The organism is Streptococcus caprae (assembly GCF_042649745.1).
Classification (GTDB): Bacteria; Bacillota; Bacilli; order Lactobacillales; family Streptococcaceae; genus Streptococcus; species Streptococcus caprae.
Genome location: NZ_JBHRZV010000049.1, coordinates 1 through 22509 on the forward strand (window position 1 = coordinate 1; position 22509 = coordinate 22509).

Consider the following 22509-nt stretch of genomic DNA (forward strand, 5'->3'; position numbering starts at 1 on the left):
GAGAAGTTAGAGGCACTTATAGCAGGGGAGAGTTTCAAGGGGAAGGCGGCGTTTATTCGAGAGATTAAGAATAGATTTGGACACGAAGATGGGATGTAATTTTAAATTTAATTTTTTAATACGCTTGTTTTTCTCTTAGAGTGCTTTAATTTTTAGTTGAAAAAATTACTATATCATATTATAATTTAGTTGGTTATCTATGGTTTTTGGAAAGGAGATTGAAATGTTTAAATTTTTAGAAAAACAAAGCTTGTATATTCAACTGGCTGATTATCTAGAAAATGAAATTCGCTTAAATTTTGTTCCTAATCAAAAACTTAAATCTGAACGTGAATTAACGGAAGAATATCAAGTTAGTCGGATTACAGTTCGTCAAGCTTTACAAGAGTTGGAAAAAAGAGGTCTTATTTATAAGAAACAAGGTCTTGGTACGTTTGTTTCAGAAGTTTTAGAACCTTCGGTAGACTTAAGTTTAATTTACAGTTTTACAGATCATATGAAGAAAATTGGTAAAGTTCCGTCCACTCGTATTTTATCTTTTAGAAAAGTTTCCGCTTCAGAATCTATAGCAAACCAATTAAACGTACCATTTGGCAGTACACTTTATGAAATTGAAAGATTGAGATTGGCGAATGATGTACCAATGATGTTTGAAAGGACTTACCTTCCTGCGGAAATATTTCCGAATTTAGTTGAGGATATGTTAAATATGAATCCCCTGTATACAATTTTTAAAGAAAACTATGAACAGTCTATTCGTTCGTTGGAAGAAGAGTTTTACGCTAGTTTAGCTCTAGACAGAGAGTCGGAATTTTTAAATATTCGTCGTCAAAGTGCAGTTCTTCACATTATACGGAAGTCATTTAATCAAAAAAATATTCCAATTGAATATACGTTCAGTATTGCAAGAGCAGATCAGTTTAAGTATCGTGTTTCTGTGAAAGGGCGTAGTTTTTAGTCAAGGTTTTATTAGATGAAAAAATAAACAGACCTGAAACCAAATTGTCAGATTTTCTATCTAACTTTTGGTAATCAGGTCTGTTCTTTAGTTTCGATTTTTTAGTGCTTAGCGATTATTTGCAGAGAGTTCAATTTTAAAGTATTTCCAATGTTTATGGGTTTCAACATACTCTAAAATCTCGTCTGTTCCGTTCTGACGTGTTGTTCTAATTTGTAAAATTGTTGGTTGGTTTTTATCAATGTTTAGTAAATCAGCAATGTCTACAGGTGTTGGTAAGCAAACTTCGTTACTTTCTGTATAAGGTTCTTCAGACATATGGATATTAAAATCAAGTTTGAAACGTTGATAAAGTGACTTGTAGTGACTAGGTTTTGCCTTAGGATTCATAATGAACCGTTCTGGAATATATGATTCTTGAACAATATAAGGATTCTCCTTGGCATGTCTAAGTCGCACAATTTTGAAGTAGAAATCATCTTTATTCAATCCTAGTTTTTCTAAATAGAATAAGTCATTGCCCTTACTGAACTCCAAAACATGTACAGTATCTTCTTTTAAGGGGAAAATCTCAATGTCAGAGAATTCAACTAGTTTTCCTTTGCGTGATCGAGAGACAAAGGTACCTTTCCCTTGTTGACGGATAAGATAACCATCTTTAACAAGTTCATTCATGGCCCTAATTACTGTAATTGAGCTAACATTATAAAGTTTGCTGAGTTCAGCCTCTGTATAAAATTTATCTCCGTTTTCAAATTTACCAGACACAATTTGTTGTTTTAAATCATTCTGGATTAGTTGATATTTTGGTACTCGCATAGTTGACCTCCTATTGGTTAATGTGTTAAAATTCATATTTTTACACTTATTATACTAAATGAAGCTTAAAAAACACAATAAAAAGCATGTTTATTTCAAAAAAAATCAATATTTATATTTTATAGAAACCATTGAACTCAATTTTAGTTTAATTATTGTTTTTGGGTTGCAAAAATAATAAAGACATCAGAGAGTTAACTCAATTTTTTGATAAAAGCACTAGTTATTTCTTTGGAAATTTTGAGAAAAATTGGGAAATCTATATTAGTTTCATAGTTAACAGATCATAGTTTTTAGTTAAATTGAAGGATATTGAGGGAAGAAGAGTTGATCCGATCTTACATCAAAGCCTTCAGCTAATTCAAAAAAGCTTTTATAGAGTTAACAGGTTTCCTCTATAGAACAAGTAAGTAGACACTTTTTGTTTTAAGAACTTTAAAGATATCTTGAATAAGTGGGATAGATTCTTTAAGGTTGATGATATTAAGAGACTTGAATTAGCTCTTTGAAAAAATTTTTAAAAATTTAAAAAAAGTACTTGTCATAACCAGAAAAAAATGTTAATATAACAATAGATAAAATAATACTACATAAAGGTGGTGAGACTCATGCATCGCTTTGAGATAAGAGATGAGTTTTACTTAGACAATGAGCCGTTCCAGATTTTATCTGGGAGTATTCATTATTTTAGAGTTCATCCCGATGACTGGTATCACTCCTTATATAATTTAAAGGCTTTAGGTTTCAATACAGTTGAAACTTATATTCCCTGGAATGCGCATGAACCTAAAAAAGGACAGTTTAATTTTGAAGGCATCTTAGACATAGAACACTTCATCCAATTGGCTACGGAATTAGGTTTATACATCATTGTAAGGCCATCACCTTACATCTGTGCAGAATGGGAATGGGGTGGCTTACCAGCCTGGCTTTTAAATGAAAACATGAGAGTGAGGTCGGCTGATCCAGTCTATCTAGGACACCTAAAAGATTACTATAAGGTACTCTTACCCAAATTAGCTAAACACCAGTTGGATAATGGTGGAAATATCCTCATGTTTCAAGTGGAAAACGAATACGGCTCTTACGGTGAGGAAAAAGCTTATCTGAGAGCTGTCAGCCAGCTAATGCGAGAAGAAGGTTTGACCGCACCATTCTTTACATCAGATGGTCCTTGGAAGGCAACTCTTCGGGCTGGCAGTTTGATTGAAGATGATGTTCTTGTAACGGGGAACTTCGGTTCTAGAGCCCAGAAAAACTTCCAGATGATGCAGGATTTCTTCGATGAGCACGGTAAAAAATGGCCGCTCATGTGTATGGAATTCTGGGATGGATGGTTCAATCGTTGGGGAGAAGATGTCATCAGACGAGATCCTGACGAATTGGCACAGTCTGTGATGGATGTCCTAAAACAAGGCTCAATCAATCTCTATATGTTCCATGGAGGAACAAACTTCGGCTTTATGAATGGATGTTCAGCTCGTAATCAAACTGACCTACCACAGGTAACATCCTATGACTACGATGCGATTCTAGATGAAGCGGGTAACCCAACACGTAAATTCTACGCTCTGCAATCTTTATTAAAAGAAGCTTATCCTAATGGCACCTATGCTGAACCACTGATCAAGCCAGCTAAGGCTTATGGTTCAATAGTCCTAAAAGATAAGACAAGCCTATTTAATAACCTTGAAAATGTAAGCGATTGCGTATCTGGGTTTTATCCAAAAAATATGGAAGAATTGGGACAATCAACGGGTTACATTTACTACAAGACAGAGATTCAGCGTGATGTGACGGACAAGCCTGAAAAATTCCGTATTATTGATGCTAGAGATAGGGTTCAACTCTATGCTGATCAGGTTTTAAAAGCAACCCAGTACCAGCATGATATCGGAACTGAAATTTTCTTTGATATCGATAAGGAAAGCATTGAGCTATCAGTCCTTGTTGAAAATATGGGACGCGTCAACTACGGTAGTAAATTGACAGCACCAACCCAGAAAAAGGGATTGGGACGTGGCTTGATGGTTGATTTACACTACATTGGAAATTGGGAGATTTGCCCATTGCCACTCGATAATGTAGAAGGTCTTGATTTTAGCCAAGAATGGGCTGACAACCAACCTGCCTTCTATCGCTTCGAACTTGAAGTAGATGAACCATCCGATACCTACTTGGATATGACAGGATTTGGTAAGGGCGTTGTCTTTGTAAATAATGTTAATATCGGTCGATATTGGGACAGAGGCCCAATCGTGACTCTCTATTTACCAAAAGGATACTTAAAGAAAGGAGTCAATGAAATAGTCGTCTTCGAAACTGAGGGATGCTATAGAGAGTACTTGGAACTTTCCGATAGACCAAAACAAAAAGCTTTAGAGAAAGAGGGATAACCTATGGCAATTATTGGAACACGCATTGATGGTCGCTTGATTCATGGTCAGGTAGCCAATCTATGGACAACGAAATTAAACATCACACGCATCATGGTTATTGATGACGAAGTGGTAAACAATGACATTGAAAAACAAGGCTTGAAGCTTGCTTGCCCACCAGGAGTGAAACTTAGTATTCTTCCTATTGAAAAAGCAGCAGCTAACATCCTTGATGGGAAATACGATTCTCAACGCTTGCTGATTGTAGCAAGACGCCCAGATCGCTTCAGACGGTTGGTGGAAGCAGGAGTGGAAATTTCAGTGCTCAACGTTGGAAATATGTCTCAAACACCTGAAACACGTTCTGTAACGCGTTCAATCAACGTTGTTGATGAGGATATCAAAGAATTTGATCTTCTCAGAGAAAAAGGTGTAAAATTGGTAGCTCAAATGGTACCAAACGACCCAGAAAAAGACTTTATGCCTCTCTTGGATAAAGTACGCTAAATTTGTTAAAAAAGGAAAAATTTTAAGGAGGAAAACATCATGATTCAATGGTGGCAAATTCTATTACTTACCTTGTATTCAGCTTATCAAATCTGCGATGAGTTGACTATCGTTTCTTCTGCTGGTTCGCCAGTCTTTGCAGGGTTCATCTCTGGTATCATCATGGGTGATGTTGCTAAGGGTCTCTTGATCGGTGGTAGCTTGCAACTCATGGTTCTCGGGGTTGGTACATTCGGTGGTGCATCTCGTATCGACGCAACATCAGGTGCGGTTCTTGCTACAGCATTCTCAGTTGCAAAAGGGATTGACCCAGAAATTGCGATTTCTACAATCGCGGTTCCAGTAGCAGCGCTCTTGGTCTATACTGATATCCTTGGACGTATGTCTACAACCTACTTTGCTCACCGTGTGGATGCGGCAGTAGAACGCTTCGATTATAAAGGAATTGAACGTAACTACCTCTTGGGTGCTATTCCTTGGGCAGCATCTCGTGCACTTCCTGTCTTCCTCGCTCTTGCTCTTGGTGGTACATTCGTTGAAAACCTTGTTGAAGGTGTTGAAAACGTACAATGGTTGGCAAACGGTTTGACATTAGCTGGTCGTATGCTTCCAGGTCTCGGATTTGCAATCTTGCTCCACTACTTGCCAGTTAAACGTAACGCTCACTACCTTGCCCTTGGGTTTGGTTTGACAGCTATGTTGACTGCAGTTTACTCTAACTTGTCTTCTGTTGCTGGTGCTGTTGCTGGTATCATTGGCGAAGCTGGTTTGGAAACAACTGTATTCTCTGCAGCACCTTTCAAAGGTCTTCCAATGATCGGTATCGCTATTCTTGGTGCCTTCCTTGCAGTGCTTCACTACAAACATGCAACTGAAGTAAAAGTGGTTGCGGCTCCATCAAATGTAGAAAGTGGGGAAATTGAAGATGACGAATTCTAATTACAAACTTACAAAAGAAGATTTTAATCAAATTAACAAACGTAGCTTGTTCACCTTCCAATTGGGTTGGAACTACGAACGGATGCAGGCTTCTGGTTACCTTTACATGATTTTGCCACAATTGCGCAAAATGTTTGGAGATGGTACGCCTGAGTTGAAAGAAATGATGAAGATGCATACGCAATTCTTCAACACGTCTAACTTCTTCCATACCATCATCACAGGTATCGACCTTGCCTTGGAAGAAAACGAAGGTGTCGCTTCTAAAGATGCCGTTAACGGTATCAAGACTGGTTTGATGGGTCCATTTGCCCCTATCGGTGACTCTATCTTTGGTTCCCTTGTACCTGCTATCATGGGTTCAATTGCTGCGACTCTTGCAGCTGCTGGTAACCCAATGGGTATCTTCCTCTGGGTTGCAGTCAACTTGGCAATTGATGTCTTCCGTTGGAAACAGTTGGAGATTGCTTACCGTGAAGGTACTAAATTGATCACAACAATGCGTGATCGCTTGAATGCTCTTGTTGATGCAGCGTCAGTTATGGGGGTATTCATGGTTGGTGCCCTTATCGCAACAATGATTAACTTTGAAGTATCTTGGTTGCCACAAATCGGTGATAAAGTAATTGACATTCAAGACCTCTTGAACTCAATCTTCCCACGTTTGGTACCTGCAATCTTTACAGGCTTCCTCTTCTGGTTGCTCGGTCGCAAAGGTATGAACTCTACTAAAGCAATCGTGATTATTATCATCCTTGCAGTTGTATTCTCTGCAATTGGTCACTTCGCATTTGGAATGGCATAATTATGGGAAAAGAACTTATTTTAGTCAGTCACGGTCGTTTCTGTGAAGAACTTAAAGGTTCAACAGAAATGATTATGGGACCACAAGAGATTATTCATACAGTTGCCCTCTTACCGGAAGAAGGTCCAGAAGATTTCCGTGCGAAATTGGAAGCGACCTTGGCTGGGATTGAAGAACCAGTAGTTTTTGCAGACTTGCTAGGTGGGACACCTGCGAACGTTGTCTCTCGTATCATCATGGAAGGTCGTCAAATCGACTTCTACGCTGGAATGAACATGCCGATGGTTATCGGCTTCCTCAATGGCGTACTACTTGATTCCGATGTTGATATTGTTGAATTTGGAACAACCAATATTCTCCATGTCAATGATATGTTAAACTCTGACGATGACGATGATGAGGACGAGTAAACTGTACTATAGCCTTTAAGTATCCAGAGACTAGGTTTTCATGCCTGGTCTCTTTCTTCTAGTCGCTTTATCTTTTTATTTTTGATACAATAAAAAAGTTGAAAAAATAGCGATTTTTTAAATTTTTACGAATAGTCATATATAGGAGGAAGAAGGATGTCTGATTTTACATTCGAAATTGTTGAAAAATTACTGGTCTTATCTGAAAATGATAAGGGTTGGACAAAAGAGTTGAACCGCGTGAGTTTCAATGGTTCGCCAGCAAAGTATGATTTGCGGACCTGGAGTCCTGACCATACTAAGATGGGGAAAGGAATCACACTTAGCAATGAGGAATTCCAAGTGATTCTTGATGCCTTTCGTAAATAAAATAAGGGAGCTCTGCTAGATAGCAGGGCTCGTTTTTGATATTAATGCTCTTCCAAAATCAAAACTATAGGTCTTTAGGTTTCCTTGCCTAACTCTCTTATGTCTACGTCGATCTTGTCTAATGAGGTTTTGAGTGAGTATAACTCCATGAATGCCGTTTGCGGTGAAAGTGAGAGAATTATACTCGAAACTAAAAGTAAGTGGTAAGCTTAAATTAATTTGTTATCATATCATGAGAAACTGTATCATTCGTTTCATTGAAGAAAAGGGGGAAGTCATGAAAATTAAGGATAAGTGGTTAGGTGTTGCTCTTTGCCTACTGATAGCGGGACCGGCTTGGGTGCTTGGTCACTGGCTTCCCTTAGTTGGAGCACCAGTCTTTGCAATCCTAATCGGGATGGTGGCTGGGAGTTTTATTATAAACCGCGAGAAGCTGTCTGCTGGTCTTACTTTTACCTCTAAGTATGTTCTTCAAATGGCTGTTGTACTTTTGGGGTTTGGTCTTAATTTAGGCCAGGTCTTGGCTGTAGGTACCCAGTCCTTGCCAGTAATTCTAGCGACGATTACGACTGCTTTAGTGGTTGCCTATGGCTTGCAGAGGTGGTTGCAGTTTGATATCACAACAGCGACTTTAGTGGGGGTAGGATCGTCGATCTGTGGTGGCTCTGCCATTGCTGCGACGGCGCCGGTAATTGAGGCTGAAGAGGAACAGGTTGCCCAAGCCATATCAGTGATTTTCTTGTTCAATATCTTGGCAGCTCTGCTATTTCCCACACTAGGAGGGTGGTTGGGACTATCCAATGACGGTTTTGCTCTTTTTGCGGGAACAGCGGTCAATGATACCTCCTCTGTGACAGCTACGGCAGCGGCCTGGGATACTCTCCATCAGAGCAATACTCTGGATAGTGCAACTGTTGTCAAACTAACGAGGACCTTGGCCATTATTCCCATCACCCTAGGGCTGTCACTTTACCGTGCCAAAAAACAAGTTGGTCAGGGGCAGGGATTCAGTTGGAAGCGTGTATTCCCAATGTTTTTACTGTATTTTATTCTGGCTTCCTTGGTGACGACGCTTCTACAGAGGGGTGGTTTGAATTTGGCAATTTTTGGTCACCTCAAAACCCTTTCTAAGTTTTTCATTGTCATGGCCATGGCGGCGATTGGCTTTAATACGGATCCTGTTAAGTTGGTTAAGACTGGTGGGCCGGCCATCTTCATTGGTGGGGTCTGTTGGTTTGCTATAACGCTTGTAAGTTTGGTCATGCAGGCGGTGTTAGGGATTTGGTGATAAAAATAAAAACCAGAGTTTGGAGATAACTCTGGTTTTTGGTATTGTGAAATCAGTCATCAATAAAGATATTCGGCTTGCCTAAAAATCGAGAAGCAAGAAAATCTCGCCAAGAAGTAAGCTATCAACATGTTGACGACCCTATTTCATTGTCGGAAATAGAAGTGCATTAATCTATAATGTTTACCGTTTTTTTCCGATATAAGATTCAAATAATTTTTTTCCTGAATCGTCAGAGCTTTTTTTCGTTTTTCCCCTTAGATCTTGATTGTCAGAGCTATTTTAAGGCATTATCGGAATGATTCGAGTTCAGATAGTTAGCGGCCCTGCACCCACAAAATGGGACATAAGAAAAACACTCCTGTTGAAATCTAGTAAACTAGAAACAGGAGTGTTTTATTATGTGACTTTAAGTCCGTCACGCTCCGAAGGTGCGTGACCAATAAACCACCCGCTATGCTGGTGCGCATCGAAGGTTATACCAAAAAACTCCAAACGCGATACCATAAAGGTGTTCAAGCCTATTGTAGAGCGAAAGGAGGAGAAAAATTATCCAGTGGATGATTTTTGCCGAAACCTAAAAATAAAAAAGTTGAAGGGCTCAAAAAGCACATAGTCTATCACACACAAAGCGGAATTTTAAATATCACATTGTGTTCACCCCTAAGTATAGACGAAAAGTCATCTATAATCTGAATCGGTTACACTAAACTAGACAGAATCTATAAAGTGTTCTACACTAAAGAAAATAGGAGAAAAGTTGTGTCTAGAAAAATTCGCCGTCACTTCACAGATGAGTTTAAACAACAAATCGTTGACCTGCATAATGCAGGAAGAAAACGCAGTGAGCTTATCAAAGAATATGATTTAACCCCCTCAACCTTTGACAAGTGGGTCAAAAAGGCAAGAACGACTGGATCATTTAAAACTGTTGATAATCTGACCGATGAACAGCGTGAGCTGATGGAACTCAGAAAACGAAATAAAGAACTTGAAATGCAATTAGATATCCTAAAGCAAGCGGCAGTGATTATGGCACGAAAAGGCAAATAATCACTGCTAACAAGGACAACTATAGCATTTCAGCCATGTGTCAATGCTTGAACATTCCTCGTTCCAGCTATTACTACAAGGCTGTAGAGCCAGTATCTGAAATGGAGCTTGAAGAAATGGTGAAGCGTATTTTCCTCGAAAGTAAGTCCAGGTATGGCGCTAGGAAGATTAAGAAATGTCTGGAAGTACAAGGTATCAACTTGTCTCGTCGTCGGATTCGTCGCATCATGAAGAGACTGAATTTAGTGTCAGTTTACCAGAAGGCTGTCTTCAAACCGCATTCTAAAGGGAAGAATGAAGCACCCGTTCCAAATCTCTTAGATAGACAGTTTAACCAAGAAAAGCCACTTGAAGCCCTTGTAACGGACTTGACTTATGTCCGTGTTGGTAATCGCTGGGCTTATGTTTGCTTGATCATTGACCTCTTCAACCGTGAAATCATCGGCCTATCTGCTGGTTGGCACAAGACTGCCGAACTCGTCAAAGAAGCCTTTCAAAACATTCCTTACGCACTTACCAAGGTCAAACTCTTCCATTCTGATCGTGGTAAGAAATTTGGTAATGCCCTGATTGACAAGATGTTGGAAGCATTTGATATTACTCGTTCGCTGAGTCAGGCTGGTTGTCCCTATGACAATGCCGTGTCTGAAAGTACATACCGTGCTTTCAAACTTGAGTTTATCAATCAAGAAGCCTTTCGGTCACTAGAGGAACTTGCTCTTAAAACCAAGGAATACGTTCACTGGTGGAATCATCACCGTATCCACAGTAGTCTCAATTATCAGACGCCTATGGCTCGGCGATTAAGCGCTTAATCAAATACACTTTATAAATTTTGTACAGAAAACTGTTGCCTTTTCATAAGTTTCCTCTAATAGGAATAATCATCTCTACATGATTATGATAATGAAACGGAACAAAGGAGTCTACAGGATTTACTGATAAAGCAATTGGTTGCGGATTAACATCTAAGGAATCATCTAAGTTATGAAAAAACTCATAAACAGGTTGTCCTTCAAAGGTTTTTGCTGGAATAGGATGCATTGTTGAAACAATAGTTTCCCAATCTCTTTTTTCCCGATATTTAACTAAAAGATCAAATATATCAAACATTACTAACTTCCTTATTCTTATCCTTCATTTATAATAAAAATTTCCTATCTAGGTTAAACATTATTTTTCCGATAAGCACTTGGGGTGCAACCGTATCGTTTTTTAAACTGCCGAAAAAAATAACTAGTCGTGTTAAATCCTGATTCAAGTGCAATATTATCAATAGAAAGTTCTGTATTCGATAGTAAATCACATGCGATTAACAGCCGTTTTTCTAACAAGATTTCTTGAAAATTCTTACCCGTATGCTTTTTTAACATATTGCTCATATAGTTACTATTATAGCCAAAATACTGAGCTAAATCCGAAATTTTTAACCCCTGATAGTGAGAATCAATATAATCTAAAACTTTAGCATAATCAAATCGCTGTGACGTATGGTGAGCAAACGTTTCATCACGGTAGATACGAAATAACTCCATAAAAATTAATTGCAAATAATGAGATAAGAAGGTTTCTCGTTGACTTTGATATGACCAATATTCAGATAAAAGCATCTGCATTTGCAAGTGAATGCGACTATTGCTACTTGTATCAAAAATCATATACCTATCATGTCTAGCTTGCTTATCAAAAGCTGTCGTCAAAAAAGAGGTAGCTAGACTCGTATCATTTTGCATGCGTAGAAGAAATAGTGAAGAAAATGTCTCTTCATTAATCAAAATATTAATAAGAATATCCTCCTCACCAAGCGGTTCAATTGAATGTGGTACATCTCTATCTAGGACACAAAGGCTACCTTGAGGCAAATCTATTTCGTCTCCATTGATTTTTTGCCTACATTGTCCAGCATAAACATATGTTATCTCAATAAAATCGTGTAGATGTTCAATCATTGGCGCAAATCTGTTATGACGGCTGATAAATATATTTTGCCCCTCCTTGAAAAAAGCATTTTTAGGGAAGCGTATAATATTAAACAAGGGATCTAAATACAGTTTTTCTGTTTCATTCAACATAGGAAAATCATTTATAGATTTCCCAGATTCCTTTTGTTTTTGTTCAATAACATTAATATGGTGTAAATAAGTTTCTAACTCTCTGAGATTCATAACAACCTCCTATATGTAGATAGTTCATTATAAACTAATTTTTGTGCATTGTAAATTTTTGAGGAAGATACTAAAATGAACATAAATAAAACGCTTACAGATATCTATAGATATCTAGAAAGGAATTATATGTCTCAACAAAATGCAACTAAAGTACCTTTAAGCGAAAAGATTACATTTGGTTTTGGTAATCTTGCTGCTAACCTAATGATTACAACCGCCAATGGTTTTATTACCTATTTCTATACTGATGTCATTGGATTAACAATGACTGTAGTAGGTTCCATACTCCTATTTGCTCGTGTTTTTGACGGGGTATCCGACTTAATCATGGGGGCCGTTGTAGATAGAACGTCAACAGCAACTGGTAAAGCGAGACCATGGATTAAACGAATGATTCTTCCTTATGCACTAGCTCTTATTTTACTATTTACATCTCCTTCTTTTCTCCCAGAAAGTATGAAAGCCATTTATGCTTTTGCAACTTACGTTATTTCTCTAGCAGGAGTTTATACGATGACAATGGTTCCTTATAACACATTACTTGGAACGACTTCATCTGATTCAAAAGAGCGTGGCTATCTTTCAACTTCTCGAACCATTTTTGGTTTCGCTGGAGCCTTCTTAGTTAACGGAGCTGTCCTACAAATTGTAAACTTCTTTGGTGAAGTAACTTCCGCTTCATCTTGGACTAAAATGGCTGCAGTATTCGCTCTCTTTTCAGTGATTCTGCTCTTTATTCTGCATCAAAATTCTAAGGAACGTGTCCTTGAAAATAGTGAAGCTCTCAGTGCCGATCAGGCACAAAAGGTCTCCACAGCTGATAACATTAAAGCCCTTTTCCAAAATAAATATTGGATTATCTTAATTTTAACAATGTTAATTAGCTTTATCAGCTCTGGACTTGGAGGCATCAATATCTACTACGCTCAATATGTTCTTGGTGATGTTAGCAAGGTTGCCTTGCTTGGTATGCTTTCCTTTGCACCGATTCTTGTAGGTAGTTTAGTTGTCCCATTCTTGATGGCCAAACTATCTAAGAGATCTGTGATGATTTTGGGAAATATTATTATGCTTATTGGTACTATTCTCCTTGCGCTTTTCCCTACCGATTTCACTTTAGTTATTGTAGGGCTTGTCATTCGTGGTTTAGGTATCGCCCCTGGTGCCGTGGCTGGATTTGCTATGCTTGGGGATGTAGCCGACTATGGTGAATGGAAAACCGGTATTCGTTCTGACGGCCTCATTTTCTCAGCGGCAACATTTGGTGAAAAAGTTGGTTCAGGACTTGGCGGTCTTATCCTTGGACTGGTCATGGCAGCTGGTGGCTATGTCGCAGGAGCAGCAACTCAATCAGCAGCAACACTCTTTGCCATTAAAGCTGTCTTTGCTTACATACCAATACTTTTAGCTGTGATTTCAATTATCCTATTGTTCTTCTATGATTTGGATAAGAAACTTCCTCAAATTGTCAAAGACATTCAAGCACGCGCTAAAGGTGGTAACGAAAATTAATACTTATTCTAGGGAGAGGAGCATTGCTCCCTCCTTAGTCTTATGTGAAAGGAAAATACCATGAATTTAAAACAGAAACCATTCTATCTTGATGATGATGCCATCCAGTGGGTTCAAGAAACACTAAGTCACTTGAGCTTAGATGAAAAAATAGGTCAACTCTTTCTTCCTATCGGTTATTCAACAGAGCCCGAATACCTCGACCATTTAATTTCTCTCGGTATTGGTGGGCTATTTTTCCGCCCTGGAGAAGCTACGGAGGTTCAGAAAACTTATCAGTACATGCAAGAAAATAGCAAAATTCCACTATTAACAACAGCCAATCTTGAAGATGGTGGTAATGGAGCTGCGTTTGAAGCAACAGCCTACGGTCGTCAAATGGCCGTTGCTGCTACAGGTGACTCTCGAGATGCTTACACTTTAGGAAAAATAGCTGCTCGTGATGGTAAGGCAGTCGGTGTAAACTGGGGATTTTCTCCAGTCATTGATCTAGACTTCAATTTTAGAAATCCTATCACAAATGTCCGTACCTATGGTAGTCAAGTTCACCATGTTATTGAAAATGCCAAGGCCTATACACAAGCTTTCCATGATAATGGTTTAATGACATCAATCAAACATTTCCCTGGAGATGGGGTGGATGAACGTGACCAACACCTGTTGACCTCTATTAATAGCTTGTCAATGCCTGCTTGGCGCAAAACATTTGGCCGTGTCTACCAAGAACTGATTGATTATGGGTCTAAAGCAGTTATGATTGGCCATATCGCCCTACCAGCCTACACAGGTGATGAGATGCCTGCAACACTCAGTCCTGAACTCTTGCAAAATTTACTCCGAAAAGAACTTGGTTTTAACGGCTTAACCATAACAGATGCCAGTCCTATGGTGGGATTTGGGGCAGCAATGAAACGTCGTGAGGCTGTTCCTTATGCCATTCAGGCAGGTTGTGACATGTTACTCTTTAATCGTGTTTTAGAAGAAGATATTCAATTCATGAAAGACGGTATCACCAATGGCATTTTGACACTGGAACGTCTAGATGAAGCTGTTACAAGAATTCTAGCTACTAAAGCTTCACTTGGATTACACTTACACATCGAACACGGTTCAGGACAATTTGAAAACTACGAACAAGAGCAAAATGAGCTGGCAGACCGCTCTATTACTCTTGTCAAAGACGATCAAAACTTACTGCCTCTCACTCCAAAACATCACAAACGTTTACTTATTCAAATTTTGGGTGGTTTTGAATCCAATTCTAGAGTAACTAAGCAAGTTACCTCTGAGTTAAAATCACGTGGTTTTGATGTAACTATCTATGAACCTGAAACTAATTTTTGGGAATTAGATACCGTCCAAGACTTTACCAACAAATATGATGCTGTCCTCTACATTGCTAACGTTGAAAATGCAAGCAATCAAACCGTGGCTCGTATCAACTGGCATACTTTATTTGGTTTAGGAAATAATCTCCCTTGGTTTGTCAAAGAAATTCCAACTGCTTTAATTAGCTTTGGAAATCCTTATCATATTTTTGACTTACCTATGGTCGACACCGTCATCAATGCTTATTGTAACTATGAGCATTTCATCAAAGCAACTATTGCTAAACTGACTGGTGAAACTTCCTTCAAGGGAATTAGTCCAATTAACCCATTCTGCGATAATCATATTTTAAAGGAGCTAAGACATGAAAATCCATAATTTAAAGGTAAATGGCATCAATGAGCCCCTTGGGTACCATTTTGATTATTTAACGTTTTCTTGGGAATTGGCTACTCAACACGTCCCAGATAATCTCTCTTTCACCATTGAAGTAGCTAAAGACAGTACATTTTTAGACATTGTTTGGAAAGATGAAATAATTGACACCTTTAATACCATAAGCACTACGGCTGATTTTTTAGAACCTAGACAACACTATTTTTGGCGAGTTTCCACAGAAAATAGTCAAGCAGTTAGCCATTTTGAAACCTCAAAGATGGATGAACTTTGGAGTGCTGATTGGATTACTTATAACGAAAAAAGTTTACCAAGCGTCCGCTTTTCAAAACGCATCTCTGTGGACAAACCAGTTCAATCTGCAAGACTGTACAGCATTGGTTTAGGACTTTACGAAGTTGAACTTAACAATCAAAAGGTTGGGCAAGAATATTTCACTCCAGGTTATCATAGCTATGATTTCATTGAGCAATATCAGACCTATGATGTGACTGATTTACTCACCCCAGAAATGGAACTCTCTTTTATTTTAGGAAACGGCTGGTACCGTGGCCGTTTTGTCTTCGAAGGTGGTTTTGAAAACCTTTACGGGGATAAGCAAAAACTAATTGCTGAACTTCATATTACTTATCAAGACGGTAGCACTGAATTAATTGTTACCGACAATTCTTGGAAAACGACGAGCACAGCAATTCAGGATAATTCTATTTACGATGGCGAAACTATTGATTTTGGACATACTATTAAACTTTTAACCACAGTAGAAGTCAACGATACTAAGCAGAATTTACAAGGGCGAATCGACCCACCAATAGGAATTGTGGAATCTTTCACTCCTTGTGTTTTTTATGACGCTGCTGGGCAACTTATTTTAGACTTTGGGCAAGAAATGACAGGATGGATTAGTGGTACATTACCTGCAAATAAAAAGAGAGTAATCTTTCAATTTGCAGAAATCTTGCAAAATGATACTTTTTACACGGATAATTTACGGACTGCTAAACAAACGTTTACCATTCTTAATAATGATATCCAGCGCTTTATCAGACCTCACTTCACTTTCTTTGGTTTTCGATATGTAAAAGTTGAAGGACTAAGCGAACATGAAGCAAAAACATTTAAAGCTCAAGCTATTCATAGCTTGATGGATGAGAGATTTTCTTTCTCATCTTCTCATGATAAATTGAACCAACTGATGAGCAATATTCGCTGGAGTCAAAAAGATAATTTTCTAAGTATCCCAACAGATTGTCCACAGCGAGATGAACGTATGGGATGGACAGGGGATATCACTGTTTTTGCTAATACTGCCTGCTATAATATGGAAACTAGAGCTTTCTTGGGACATTTTATGCAAATGCTTAGTCTAGAACAAAAACATGTTAATGGAGCTATACCTTTCTTTGCCCCTCTTCCTAAAGTTGATAATAAAGAAGGGCTAAATCCCTTCTTGACAAGTGCTGGCGCGGCTGTTTGGGGAGACGCTGCTACTGTTCTGCCTTACACGCTCTATAAACATTTCCGAGACAAGGGGTTACTAGCAAAACATATAGATAGTATGGTGGATTGGGTTGATTTTATTTATCAACAAGATGAAGCCAGAGGCGGAAACAGGCTATGGGATTTTGGTTGGCAGTTGGGAGACTGGCTAGCTCTTGACTCTGGTATCAAGGGCTCTGTATTTGGTGCTACAGATTCTGCTTTGGTAGCTTCTGTCTACTACTACCTCTCTGCTAATTATACGGCACAAGCACTCCACATTTTAAACGACAAACGTACTAAGTTTTACCAACAATTAACCGAGGACATTCGTCAAGCAATACTAAAGACTTACTTTATTGAAAATAAACTAAACCTGAATCCTAAAACACTCCAATCTGAGGTTGAGCATATTCGCCAAAATATGGCTAATACTTTTGCTGGGCAAAGTATCCCAACTCGAATTGACACACAAACAGGTTTATCACTCCTCCTTCGATACGGTCTTTACCCAAATGAAATGGCGCAAAAAGACTTGATTGACCGTTTGAAAAATAACTTAACTGAGCACGATGGATTTTTAACCACAGGATTTGCCGGAACTCCTGCATTACCACATGCCCTACTAGATAATGGGCTAAAACAAGAAGCTTTTAATCTATTATTCAAAGAAGCTGCTCCTAGTTGGCTATTTGAAGTCAATATGGGGGCTACAACCACTTGGGAACGTTGGGATTCTCTTTTGCCAGATGGAACGATCAGTGGTACAGATATGAACTCTCTCAACCATTATGCTTATGGTGCAATTGAAGATTTTATTGTTGAAAAATTACTTGGAATAAACCTTCCAGATGTTATTGACAACACCGCAACTTATACCATATTTCCCCATTACACAGATCATTTAGATTGGGTGGAGGGGCGTTTAAAAACTCCTAATGGTGATTTAACGGTTCGTTGGGAAAAAAATGGCACAAGAGTCTCTATTTCAGTGAACTTACCCGTTAGAACAAAAGCTATTTTCATCACACCTAATGGTGATTATCAATGGTTACAAGCAGGAGAAAATCATTTGTCCTTCATCGCATAATCATGATATGCTAGATTTTTTCGTAAAAATAGTTGACTCATCACTACTAACCAGCCTCATCACAAATGGCTGGTTTTGGTGTATAATGTCAAAAAACCAGACTTAGCTGGTCTAAAATGCATGAAAAACAGTTGGGGAGTATTGTCATTGTTGCCGACGCTGGTTATATCTTTTGTAGATACTTCTGATTGCTGCACTGAGTAAAATGCTAAGCATTCCTTCTGAATAGCAAAATTAACATTATCTTGCTTGGTATGATTAATGAATTTTAACAGCTCACTTACAATAGAAATATGTTGCATAGGTAGTTCTCCAAGATATAACTCATAAAATAGCTAGTCAGTTCATTTGTGGAGTACTTTATGAACTGGGCTTTTACAATTCAAGAATTCTCTTCAAATGTCCTGTTGTTTTATTGTTGAATCCGTTTTACCACAATAAGAGGATCTCCTATGTGCATCTACTTTTTTTAATCTAGCGGAAAGAGACTGTTTACCGTCCTCGACCTAAGGCTCTTAGGCAAGAAAAGGCTCTAGTTAAATATCAACTACACCAAGTTCTCTTACAGATTATTTTGCTCATGAGGCACATGTTAAGACGCAAGATCAAATGGCTCAAGGTCTCTTTCGGGTGGCCAATCTATCCTTGTTTGGAACAGAGACGCCTTCTGAGGAGCAGTTGCTCCAAGCTAGCGTAGCCCGTTTAGTAGACGATGCGACACCGCCCACTTTTATTTGGGCGACTGCTGGGGACAAGCTCGTTCCAGTTAGCCAATCCACGCGCCTTGGGACAGCTCTTGCTGAGGCTGGAATTCCGTTTGAATTGCATATTTTTGAAGAAGGGCCCCATGGATTGTCATTGGCAACCCAAGCGACAGCGGCAGCTTTGACAGAGGTGAATGCTGACGCAAGGCAGAGGGTGGATCTTGCTGAAGCATGGCTTGAAAAACGCTTTACACTCTCTCTAAATAAAAAAAGCAATTGGGCTTAAAATAGAACGACATAATACAAAGGGGTCTAAGTTGGACAGATTGGTTATAGCAAAAAGAAGTTGTTTAATTAATAAGTTTGGTTTAAATTGTAATAAAATGCTCTAGATCAGGTTCTGTTTATAATTAACTTTAGACTCTCTGAAGATGATAGAGTTCTTATAGAGTGTACCAACTCAATTCGTCCAGTAATTTCTTTTAAATTTTAATGCAAAACAGTTACGAGATAATGACAACTATTGCCTCGACTTTATCTCAACTGCAATTCAAGAATTTGTCTCGGATAATTGGCATGACTTCATGTTCCGTTTATCCATCGATTACCCAAATAAATGTGATGCTTAGGAGAAGAATAAAAACGAACGTTCTTTTATCTAGAGACTGATCTCATGAAGAATGTTCGTTTTTTATTTTCGTTAAATTTAGGTTTTTTGACTACTTTTCCAGAGTTGAAAAATTGGTCGTAAATTGGTGGTGAGTTCTGTCACTGACGAGCTATAAACCGCATGAAATCAAGGTTTATAACGACAATTATTTCATCGTCGGAAACAGTAGTACATCTCGAATCGTTGTCGTATCTGTCAAGAGCATGCAGAGGCGGTCGATACCGATTCCAAGACCACCTGTTGGTGGCATACCGTATTCGAGGGCTTCTACGAAGTCGTAGTCGATACCAGTCGCTTCATCGTCACCAAGTTCTTTAGCCTTGGCTTGGGCTTCAAAACGAGACAACTGATCGATTGGGTCGTTGAGCTCGGTAAAGGCGTTGGCGTATTCCTTGGTCATGATGAAGAGCTCAAAACGGTCTGTAAAGCGTGAGTCTTCATCGTTTTTCTTAGCCAATGGTGATACGGCAACAGGGTGACCGTAGACAAAGGTTGGTTGAATCAGGGTTTCTTCGACAAATTCTTCGAAGAAGGCATTGATGATGTGGCCGACTTCTGTGTAGTGCTTTTCAACTGGGACATGTTTTTCTTTGGCAAGAGCAGCAGCTTCTTCAAAGGTCATGTCAACCCAGAAGTCAACGCCAGCGATGTCCTTGATGGCATCGACCATGTGGACACGGCGGAAAGGTTCGTTGATTTTGATTTCAGTGCCTTGGTAGATGACTGGTTCATCCCCCTTAACAGCCTTGGTTGCGTGTTGGATGATGCCTTCTGTCAAATCCATGATGTCTTGGTAGTCTGCATAGGCTTGGTAAGCTTCGATAGAGGTGAACTCAGGGTTATGGGTTGCGTCCATCCCCTCGTTACGGAAGATACGGCCAATCTCGTAGACACGTTCCATACCACCGACAATCAAGCGTTTGAGGTGGAGTTCAGTTGCGATACGAAGCACCATGTCGATATTTTGTGCATTGTGGTGGGTGATAAATGGCCGAGCAGCAGCACCACCAGCTTCATTGTGCAGGATTGGTGTTTCCACCTCAAGGAATCCAAGGCCATCCATGTAGCGGCGGATTTCAGAGATGATTTTAGAGCGAGTCACAAAGCGATTAAAGCTGTCGCGGTTAGAAATAAGGTCCAAATGACGCTTGCGGTAGATGGTCTCAACGTCTGTCAATCCGTGGTATTTTTCAGGAAGTGGACGGAGAGCCTTAGACAGGTGGGTCAATTTGCGGGCATGGATAGACAATTCACCCATGTTGGTCCGCATGATGTCCCCTTCAACACCAAGGAAGTCACCAAGGTCGGCTTTCTTGAAGATTTCGTAAGCTTCTTCACCGACATCATCTTTACGAACGTAGATTTGGATTTGGCCTTCACGGTCTTGGATATGGGCGAATCCAGCCTTACCCTTACCACGCTTGGTCATCAAGCGTCCAGCAATGATAGCGGAAGCAGCAAGTTCTTCCAGTTCTTCCTTGCTAGTGTTAGCGTATTGTTCCTGTAATTGGCCTGAGTTTGCAGTGCGCTCAAAGCGTTTCCCGAATGGGTCAATCCCTTGTTCAGCAAGCGCAGCCATCTTTTCACGACGGACTAGCTGTTGGTCATTTAATTCTTCAACGTGTTGATTAGACATCATGTCCTCCTCAAAAGTAATTCTCTCTATTCTACCATAAAAAGCCTTATAAGACATAGGATATTGCTGAAAAAAAGTAGGTTTGGTAAAGTTTGATATAGTATAGTAATTAGTGTATAATCAGGAGTAAGAAATTTTTCGGAGAAGAGACATGATAACATCGATTGTTTTTGACGTAGATGACACGATTTATGACCAGCAAGCGCCCTACCGGATTGCAGTTGAAAAGTGCTTTCCTGGCTTTGATATGAGTCAAATCAATGCAGCCTATATTCGTTTTCGTCATTATTCTGATGTCGGTTTTCCTCGGGTTATGGCGGGTGAGTGGACGACGGATTATTTTCGCTTTTGGCGCTGCAAAGAGACGCTTTTAGAATTTGGCTATCGTGAAATCGATGAGGCAACGGGTGTTTATTTCCAGGAAATCTATGAACATGAGCTGGAAAACATCACTATGCTGGATGAGATGCGGATGACGCTGGATTTTCTCAAGTCAAAAAATGTCCCTATGGGAATTATCACCAATGGGCCAACAGAGCACCAACTGAAAAAGGTTAAGAAGCTGGGGCTCTATGACTATGTGGATCCTAAGCGGGTCATCGTTAGTCAGGCGACAGGTTTTCAAAAACCTGAGCGGGAAATTTTCAATCTGGCAGCTGAGCAATTTGATATGAACCCAGCAACAACGCTTTACGTCGGAGATTCCTATGATAATGATATCATGGGTGCCTTCAATGGCGGCTGGCATTCCATGTGGTTTAATCACCGTGGACGGACGCTTAAGCCAGGCACTAAGCCAGTCTATGATGTGGCGATTGATAACTTTGAGCAGCTGTTTGGAGCAGTCAAGGTCCTCTTTGACCTGCCTGATAATAAGTTTATCTTTGACATCAACGACAAGAAGAATCCAATCCTTGAAATGGGGATAAACAATGGTCTCATGATGGCAGCCGAGCGTCTCTTGGAGAGCAATATGTCCATTGATAAGGTTGTGATTCTTCTGCGTTTGGACAAAAAGCAGGAAAAGATTCTTCGAATGAAATACGGGAGATAGGTTAAAAAAAGTTTTAGGCCTAGTTTAGGTTACTTTAAGCCAGCCTGGCTATACTATAAGCATCCTAGCAGTAGATGTCATCGAATCGTTACAGATTTCATCCGAACTCTTCGGACATCTTTGCATGGCAAGTGCTAAGCGATTAAAGTCTCAAGAACTTGCTCAAAAACTTTTTACTGCCAAGGCAGTATCGTCATCCTTAAGTGCTAAAGCACCAAGGGATGGCAAATGATTTCATAAATCTCCTGAGGAGTCCTGGCGAAAGCTGGGGCTTTTTAACTGTTCGGATTCGTAGGTAATATGGGAAGCTTCGTGATTTCCTGAAAATAATAGTACCTGTAGCTGGCTTTTTACTTTTGAGTACAAGAAAAATCCCAGATGAACTGGGATTCTGATTTTTGATAGGGACTATTCAACTAAATCAGCAAATTCTGCTTGAACGAAATCTGCGAGGACCTGGGCATCAATCCGGATTGAACGCCCGAGTTCACCTGCCGAGACAATCATCTGGCCTTTTTCTATTGCCTGGTGGTCAATGAAAATGGGGAAGCGATGTTTTTGTCGAATGCCAACTGGATTGTTGGCCCCATGGATGTAGCCAGTGGTTTTTTCTAAATCTTTTTGGGAAATCATGGAGACCTTTTTATTGACTGAAAGTTTGGCTAGTTTTTTCTCTGAGAGATGATCGGTAATCGGGATGATACCGATGACAGGGCCGGTCTTGTCACCCAATAAAGCTAGGGTTTTAAAAATATCAGAGCGATTGACACCGTCTGGTGATTGGCCCTCCAGTCCATTGAAATCTAGGCTGTCATGGGCGATTCCTGCCTTATCTAGGATTTGGTCAACCAGGGTCTTTTTTTGCTTAGTTTTCTTTGCCATTGCAGTCTCCTTGTCACTCAAAAATGCGGTACACTCAGTATACCATATTCTCAATTTCAGTGA

20 protein-coding genes and 1 pseudogene are annotated in these 22509 nt (G+C 39.5%); 15 read left to right on the forward strand and 6 right to left on the reverse strand.

What is annotated here, in order from left to right; genetic code table 11:
* Positions 1 to 223 precede the first annotated feature (223 nt).
* Complete coding sequence (locus ACFORF_RS06270) at positions 224 to 958, forward strand: GntR family transcriptional regulator (RefSeq protein WP_380426476.1); 735 nt, start codon at positions 224 to 226, stop codon at positions 956 to 958.
* A 108-nt stretch (positions 959 to 1066) separates the two neighbouring features.
* Here ACFORF_RS06270 and ACFORF_RS06275 read toward each other — a convergent pair whose 3' ends face one another.
* On the reverse strand, positions 1067 to 1777 hold the full coding sequence (locus ACFORF_RS06275; protein ID WP_380426478.1) for a GntR family transcriptional regulator: 711 nt from the start codon (positions 1775 to 1777) through the stop codon (positions 1067 to 1069).
* A 608-nt stretch (positions 1778 to 2385) separates the two neighbouring features.
* Here ACFORF_RS06275 and ACFORF_RS06280 point away from each other — a divergent pair.
* The 9 genes and pseudogenes from ACFORF_RS06280 to ACFORF_RS06320 all read left to right on the forward strand — a co-directional run bounded on the left by ACFORF_RS06280 (position 2386) and on the right by ACFORF_RS06320 (position 10341).
* Entirely contained in the window at positions 2386 to 4173 is a 1788-nt protein-coding gene (locus ACFORF_RS06280) for a glycoside hydrolase family 35 protein (RefSeq protein ID WP_380426480.1), read from the forward strand.
* Positions 4174 to 4176: 3 nt separating this feature from the next.
* Positions 4177 to 4662 carry a PTS system mannose/fructose/N-acetylgalactosamine-transporter subunit IIB gene (locus tag ACFORF_RS06285; protein WP_380426482.1) on the forward strand — a complete coding sequence of 162 codons (486 nt, stop codon included), beginning with the start codon at positions 4177 to 4179 and terminating at the stop codon, positions 4660 to 4662.
* 39 nt (positions 4663 to 4701) lie between these two features.
* Complete coding sequence (locus ACFORF_RS06290; protein ID WP_380426484.1) at positions 4702 to 5601, forward strand: PTS mannose/fructose/sorbose/N-acetylgalactosamine transporter subunit IIC; 900 nt, start codon at positions 4702 to 4704, stop codon at positions 5599 to 5601.
* A complete protein-coding gene (locus ACFORF_RS06295) occupies positions 5588 to 6406 on the forward strand; it encodes a PTS system mannose/fructose/sorbose family transporter subunit IID (protein WP_380426486.1) in 819 nt (272 codons plus the stop codon). Before ACFORF_RS06290 ends, ACFORF_RS06295 begins: the two co-directional genes overlap by 14 nt.
* A 2-nt stretch (positions 6407 to 6408) precedes the next feature.
* Entirely contained in the window at positions 6409 to 6816 is a 408-nt protein-coding gene (locus ACFORF_RS06300; protein WP_380426488.1) for a PTS sugar transporter subunit IIA, read from the forward strand.
* Between the two features lie 156 nt (positions 6817 to 6972).
* A complete protein-coding gene (locus ACFORF_RS06305) occupies positions 6973 to 7185 on the forward strand; it encodes a YdbC family protein (protein ID WP_380426490.1) in 213 nt (70 codons plus the stop codon).
* Between the two features lie 277 nt (positions 7186 to 7462).
* Complete coding sequence (locus ACFORF_RS06310) at positions 7463 to 8473, forward strand: YeiH family protein (RefSeq protein ID WP_380426492.1); 1011 nt, start codon at positions 7463 to 7465, stop codon at positions 8471 to 8473.
* A 608-nt stretch (positions 8474 to 9081) separates the two neighbouring features.
* Positions 9082 to 9162: pseudogene (locus ACFORF_RS06315) on the forward strand (IS200/IS605 family transposase); the annotation flags it as partial.
* A gap of 73 nt (positions 9163 to 9235) precedes the next feature.
* Positions 9236 to 10341 (forward strand): IS3 family transposase gene (locus ACFORF_RS06320; RefSeq protein WP_380426494.1). Its coding sequence is split into 2 segments (ribosomal slippage): positions 9236 to 9512 and positions 9512 to 10341, totalling 1107 coding nucleotides; the frame shifts between segments, so codons are not numbered across the junction.
* A gap of 43 nt (positions 10342 to 10384) precedes the next feature.
* Here the strand turns inward: ACFORF_RS06320 and ACFORF_RS06325 are convergent.
* Together ACFORF_RS06325 and ACFORF_RS06330 are read right to left on the reverse strand one after the other, a co-directional pair.
* Positions 10385 to 10639 carry a hypothetical protein gene (locus ACFORF_RS06325; protein ID WP_380426496.1) on the reverse strand — a complete coding sequence of 85 codons (255 nt, stop codon included), beginning with the start codon at positions 10637 to 10639 and terminating at the stop codon, positions 10385 to 10387.
* A 53-nt stretch (positions 10640 to 10692) separates the two neighbouring features.
* Positions 10693 to 11691, reverse strand: a complete 999-nt coding sequence (locus tag ACFORF_RS06330; protein WP_380426498.1) for an AraC family transcriptional regulator — start codon at positions 11689 to 11691, stop codon at positions 10693 to 10695.
* 75 nt (positions 11692 to 11766) lie between these two features.
* On the opposite strand from ACFORF_RS06330, the gene ACFORF_RS06335 reads away from it, so the two are divergent.
* The 3 genes from ACFORF_RS06335 to ACFORF_RS06345 are packed head-to-tail and all read left to right on the forward strand — an operon-like array spanning position 11767 to position 17500.
* Positions 11767 to 13206 (forward strand): MFS transporter, encoded by a 1440-nt coding sequence (locus ACFORF_RS06335; protein WP_380426500.1) that lies wholly within the window; start codon positions 11767 to 11769, stop codon positions 13204 to 13206.
* A 60-nt stretch (positions 13207 to 13266) separates the two neighbouring features.
* Positions 13267 to 14913, forward strand: coding sequence for a glycoside hydrolase family 3 protein (locus tag ACFORF_RS06340; RefSeq protein WP_380426502.1), 1647 nt, complete (start codon positions 13267 to 13269; stop codon positions 14911 to 14913).
* Positions 14900 to 17500, forward strand: coding sequence for a family 78 glycoside hydrolase catalytic domain (locus tag ACFORF_RS06345; protein ID WP_380426504.1), 2601 nt, complete (start codon positions 14900 to 14902; stop codon positions 17498 to 17500). Before ACFORF_RS06340 ends, ACFORF_RS06345 begins: the two co-directional genes overlap by 14 nt.
* Positions 17501 to 17559: 59 nt before the next feature.
* Here ACFORF_RS06345 and ACFORF_RS06350 read toward each other — a convergent pair whose 3' ends face one another.
* Entirely contained in the window at positions 17560 to 17802 is a 243-nt protein-coding gene (locus ACFORF_RS06350) for a hypothetical protein (protein WP_380426506.1), read from the reverse strand.
* Positions 17803 to 18109: 307 nt separating this feature from the next.
* Between ACFORF_RS06350 and ACFORF_RS06355 the strand changes: the two genes are divergently transcribed.
* On the forward strand, positions 18110 to 18490 hold the full coding sequence (locus ACFORF_RS06355; protein WP_380426508.1) for an alpha/beta hydrolase family protein: 381 nt from the start codon (positions 18110 to 18112) through the stop codon (positions 18488 to 18490).
* A gap of 529 nt (positions 18491 to 19019) precedes the next feature.
* Here the strand turns inward: ACFORF_RS06355 and lysS are convergent.
* Positions 19020 to 20510 (reverse strand): lysine--tRNA ligase, encoded by a 1491-nt coding sequence (gene lysS, locus ACFORF_RS06360; protein ID WP_380426510.1) that lies wholly within the window; start codon positions 20508 to 20510, stop codon positions 19020 to 19022.
* 151 nt (positions 20511 to 20661) lie between these two features.
* Between lysS and ACFORF_RS06365 the strand changes: the two genes are divergently transcribed.
* Entirely contained in the window at positions 20662 to 21564 is a 903-nt protein-coding gene (locus tag ACFORF_RS06365) for an HAD family hydrolase (RefSeq protein WP_380426512.1), read from the forward strand.
* A gap of 408 nt (positions 21565 to 21972) precedes the next feature.
* Here the strand turns inward: ACFORF_RS06365 and ACFORF_RS06370 are convergent, their stop codons facing one another.
* Entirely contained in the window at positions 21973 to 22446 is a 474-nt protein-coding gene (locus ACFORF_RS06370; RefSeq protein ID WP_380426514.1) for an aminoacyl-tRNA deacylase, read from the reverse strand.
* Between the last annotated feature and the right edge of the window lie 63 nt (positions 22447 to 22509).